The organism is Albidovulum sediminicola (assembly GCF_025751575.1).
GTDB classification, from domain to species: Bacteria; Pseudomonadota; Alphaproteobacteria; order Rhodobacterales; family Rhodobacteraceae; genus Albidovulum; species Albidovulum sediminicola.
Map to the genome: position 1 here is coordinate 1 of NZ_JAOWLA010000043.1, position 4,250 is coordinate 4,250.

The following is a 4,250-nucleotide window of genomic DNA, read 5'->3' on the forward strand; positions in this document are numbered from 1 at the left end:
CGCCGCCGGGGCAGTGGAGGGAGACGAAGTCGCAGCGCGGCAGGAGGTCGTCGAGGTCGCGGACCTGTTCGGCGCCGTAGCGGGCGAGGATCTCCGGGGCGACGGCGGAGCGGTTGTGGACGAGGACGCGCATGCCGAAGCCGTGGTGGGCGCGCTGGGCCATGGCCTGGCCGATGCGTCCGAAGCCGACGATGCCGAGGGTGGCGCCGGAGACGCGGGTGCCGATCAGGTGGGTGGGGCGCCAGCCCGTCCAGCGCCCGTCGCGCAGTTCGCGCTCGCCCTCGCCGGCGCGGCGGGCGACCATGAGCATGAGCGTCATGGCGATGTCAGCGGTGCAGTCGCTGAGCACGTCGGGGGTATTGGTGACGGCGATGCCGCGGCTTTTCGCGGCATCGGTGTCGATATGGGCGAAGCCGACGCCGTAATTGGCCAGGATCCGCGTCCGGGCCCTGGGCAGGTCGAAGACCTGCGCCGGCAGGCGGTCGGTGACGGTGGGCAGGACGGCGTCGTAGTCGCCGAGCGCGCCACGCAGGTCGTCGGTGCTGAGCGGGCGGTCGTCGCGGTTGAGCGTGAGGTCGAAGACCTCCGCCATCTTCGCCTCGACCGCCGCGGGCCAGCGGCGGGTGACCAGGACCTTCGGCTTCGCCATCGCGCCCTCCCTCAAGCCGCGGCCTTGCGCATCACCCGCGCGACCGTCTCGCCGATGACCGAGGGGTTCTCGGCCACCGTCACGCCCGCGGCCGAGAGGATCTCGACCTTCTCCGAGGCGCTTTCGCCGAAGGCGGAGATGATGGCGCCGGCATGGCCCATGGTGCGGCCCTTGGGCGCGGTGAGACCCGCGATATAGGCGATGACGGGCTTGGTCATGTGGTTCTGGATGTATTCGGCGGCCTCGGCCTCCTGCGGGCCGCCGATCTCGCCGATCATGCAGATCACATGGGTCTCGGGGTCGGCCTCGAAGCGCTCGAGGATGTCGCGGAAGCTTGACCCGTTGATCGGGTCGCCGCCGATGCCGACGCTGGTGGAGACGCCGATGCCGCGGTCCTTGAGCTGCTGGGCGGCCTCGTAGCCCAGCGTGCCCGAGCGTCCGACGATGCCGACGTTGCCGGGCAGGTAGATATGCCCCGGCATGATGCCCAAGAGCGCCTTGCCCGGGCTGATGGTGCCGGCGCAGTTGGGCCCGGTCAGGACCATGCGGCGTTCGCGCGGGTAGCGCATCATGTAGCGCTTGACCCGGATCATGTCCTGGGCCGGGATGCCGTCGGTGATGCAGACGCAGTAGCGGATGCCGCCGTCGGCCGCTTCCATGATCGAGTCCGCCGCGAAGGGGGGCGGGACGAAGACCAGGCTGGAATCGGCGCCGGTCGCGGCGACCGCTTCCTTGACGGTGTCGAAGACCGGGACGCCATGGACCCGCTCGCCGCCCTTGCCGGGCACCACGCCGCCGACGACATTGGTGCCGTAATCCAGCATTTCCTTGGTGTGGAACTGCGCCATGCGGCCGGTGATGCCCTGAACGATCACCCGGCTTTCGCGTTCGAGAAGAATGCTCATCAGACGGCCCTCATCTTGGTGTTCTGTGCGATATCGTTCTGCCACGCGGTGACCGCGCGCTCGGCCGCTTCCATCAGCGAGTTCGCGCGGATGATCGGCAGGCCCGACTTGGCGAGGATCTTCTGACCCTCCTCGACATTGGTCCCGGCCAGGCGCACGATCACCGGCACGTTGACCGGGTTGGCCTTGAGCGCCTGGACCACGCCCTCCGCGACCCAGTCGCAGCGGTTGATGCCGGCGAAGATGTTGACCAGGATCGCCTGGACATTGTCGTCCGACATGACCAGCCGGAAGGCCTTGGCGACCCGCTCGGGCGTGGCCCCGCCGCCGATGTCGAGGAAGTTCGCCGGCTCCCCGCCCGCGAGCTTGATCGTGTCCATCGTCGCCATCGCGAGCCCCGCGCCGTTGACGATGCAGCCGATGTTGCCGGTCAGGCCGATATAGCTGAGCCCCCGGTCGGCCGCGCGGCTTTCCCGCGGATCCTCCTGGCTCTTGTCGCGCAGCTCGGCCACATGCGGATGCCGGAAGAGCGCGTTGCCGTCGAAGGTCATCTTGGCATCGAGCGCCAGCACCCGGTCGTCGGCGGTGATCACCAGCGGGTTGATCTCGACCATGGTCGCGTCCAGCTCGGTGAAGGCGCGGTAGCAGCCCTGCAGCGTGCGCGCCATCTGCTGGGTCAGCTTCGCCGGAATGCCGAGCGCGAAAGCGATCTCGCGGGCCTGGAACTCCTGCAGGCCGACCGCCGGCTCGACGGTGGAGCGCACGATCGACTCGGGCCGCTGGGCCGAGATCTCCTCGATCTCCATCCCGCCCTCGGAGGAGGCCACGATCATCACCCGCTGCGAGGAGCGGTCGAGCACGAAGCCCAGGTAGATCTCCCGCGTGAAGGCGACGGCGCCCTCGACATAGACGCGGTAGACGCCCTTGCCCTCGGGCCCGGTCTGATGCGTGACCAGCTTCTGCCCGAACATGTCGGAGGCCGCGTCGAGGATCTCGTGCTCGCTGTCGCAAAGCTTCACGCCGCCGGCCTTGCCACGCCCGCCGGCATGGACCTGGGCCTTGACGATCCAGCGCTCTCCGCCGAGCTCGCGCGCCCGGTAGGCCGCCTGCTCGGGGCTGTAGGCCAGCGCGCCCTGCGGAACGGCGACACCGAAGCGCGCCAGGATCTCCTTGGCCTGGTATTCGTGGATGTCCATCTGGGTCTCCTCCCCGTTATTCCGCGGCTTCCAGCGCCCGGTAATGCTGGCGCAGCCGCTCGCCGACCGCCTCCAGATCGACGCTGGCGCCGATCTCGTTCATCGCCTCGGCAAAGCGCAGCACGATCGTGCGCACCGCCGCCTCCGAGAGCTGGTTGAGAATGCCGATGCGCACCTGCACCGGCTCCGACAGCGTCGGCCAGATGCCGAAGCCGCGCGCCCGGCACATCTGCACCAGCTCCTTCTCGCGCCCCGCCAGCGCGGCAGGCAGGTTCAGCACCACCAGGCTCGTCATGTTCGAGGTGACCTCGCAGCCCATCACCGTCACCGCCTCGCGCAGCGCCGCCTCGTGGAAGGCATAGTCGCGCGCCTTCGTGGCCCGGCCATGTTCCAGCGTGATCCGCAGCGCCTCGTGGAAGGCCGCGACCGCATAGCCCGAATGGGTGCGGTGATAGACGCCCGCCGCCACGTCCTTGCCCTCGACGATGCCCCAGTGACGGGCCTCAAGGACCGGGTTGTGGACATAGGAATGGCAGCCGTTTTCCCGGACCTCGGCGATGTAGCGGTCGGTGAAGCTGACCGGCGCATAGGTCAGCGGCAGGCACAGCACGCCCTTCTGCGGGCAGGACGCCCAGCCCACCACGCCCGGATAGTCGTCGATCGAGAAGTCCGCGATCCCGAGCGAGGAGACCGCGTCGACCAGCCCCATCGCGCCGTGGCGCGCGCAGGCCGCCGAGAAGCCCTCAAGGTCGTTGATCCGCCCCGAGCCGGTTTCCCAATGCGCCATGAAGGCCCATTTCGGCTTCTTCTCGGCCAGCACCCGCTCCACGATCTCGCCGGTCACCGACTGGCCGTGGGGAACCGTCACGATCGTCACCGAGGCGGGTTTCGGATCGAGCGCGTTGGCGCGCAGCTCCTCGCGCGTCGCCGCCTTCATCCGGATCGTCAGACCGTCGATCCCCGAGAAGGTCCCGTTGACGAAGGCCACCACCGTGTCGCCCGGCAGGATCGCCCCCAGCATGCAGTCGAGCCCGGAAAAGCCCGTGCCGCCGACGCCGAAGGTGTAGGTGTTCGCCGTGCCCCAGACCGCGCGCAGCATCTCCTTGCACTCGACCATGCCGCGCAGCACGTCGGCCTGCATGTGGTCGGCAAGACCCGCCCGGGCAAAGGCGCCCAGAACGCGCGGGTCGGTGTTGCCCGGTCCAGGACCCGCCGCGAGCGTCTCCGGGATCTCGAGTGGGGCAAAGATATGCGGAACGGTCATCGCGGGGCCTCCTGTCTGCCTGCCGCGGCGCATCCAAACGCCCCGGCCTCCTCCTGCCGCAAGTGTTTTCAGGGTTGCCCCAAGGTCACAACCTGCATTAATCCTGCTTTTGGGTATTCAAATGGGCGGGTAATTCCCCACCCATTCAGGTTGGAATGCCAAGGTATACCGTCAGGTGACCCGCCAATATGGGTGGTTTTTCTCGAAAAGGTCAAGAAATGCAACAACTTGGAACC

General features: G+C 68.4%; 4 protein-coding genes. All 4 read right to left on the reverse strand.

Translation table 11 applies throughout. The features are described from left to right. Window positions 1-649: NAD(P)-dependent oxidoreductase (locus OE647_RS19845; RefSeq protein ID WP_263723503.1), on the reverse strand; the 649-nt coding region annotated here is incomplete at its 3' end. An 11-nt stretch (window positions 650-660) separates the two neighbouring features. Further along, window positions 661-1,554: a succinate--CoA ligase subunit alpha gene (sucD, locus tag OE647_RS19850; protein WP_263723504.1), complete on the reverse strand. Its 894-nt coding sequence runs from the start codon at window positions 1,552-1,554 to the stop codon at window positions 661-663. Further along, window positions 1,554-2,750: a malate--CoA ligase subunit beta gene (locus tag OE647_RS19855; protein ID WP_263723505.1), complete on the reverse strand. Its 1,197-nt coding sequence runs from the start codon at window positions 2,748-2,750 to the stop codon at window positions 1,554-1,556. Before OE647_RS19855 ends, sucD begins: the two co-directional genes overlap by 1 nt. Window positions 2,751-2,766: 16 nt before the next feature. Continuing rightward, window positions 2,767-4,014: an aminotransferase gene (locus OE647_RS19860; RefSeq protein WP_263723506.1), complete on the reverse strand. Its 1,248-nt coding sequence runs from the start codon at window positions 4,012-4,014 to the stop codon at window positions 2,767-2,769. Window positions 4,015-4,250: the final 236 nt, after the last annotated feature.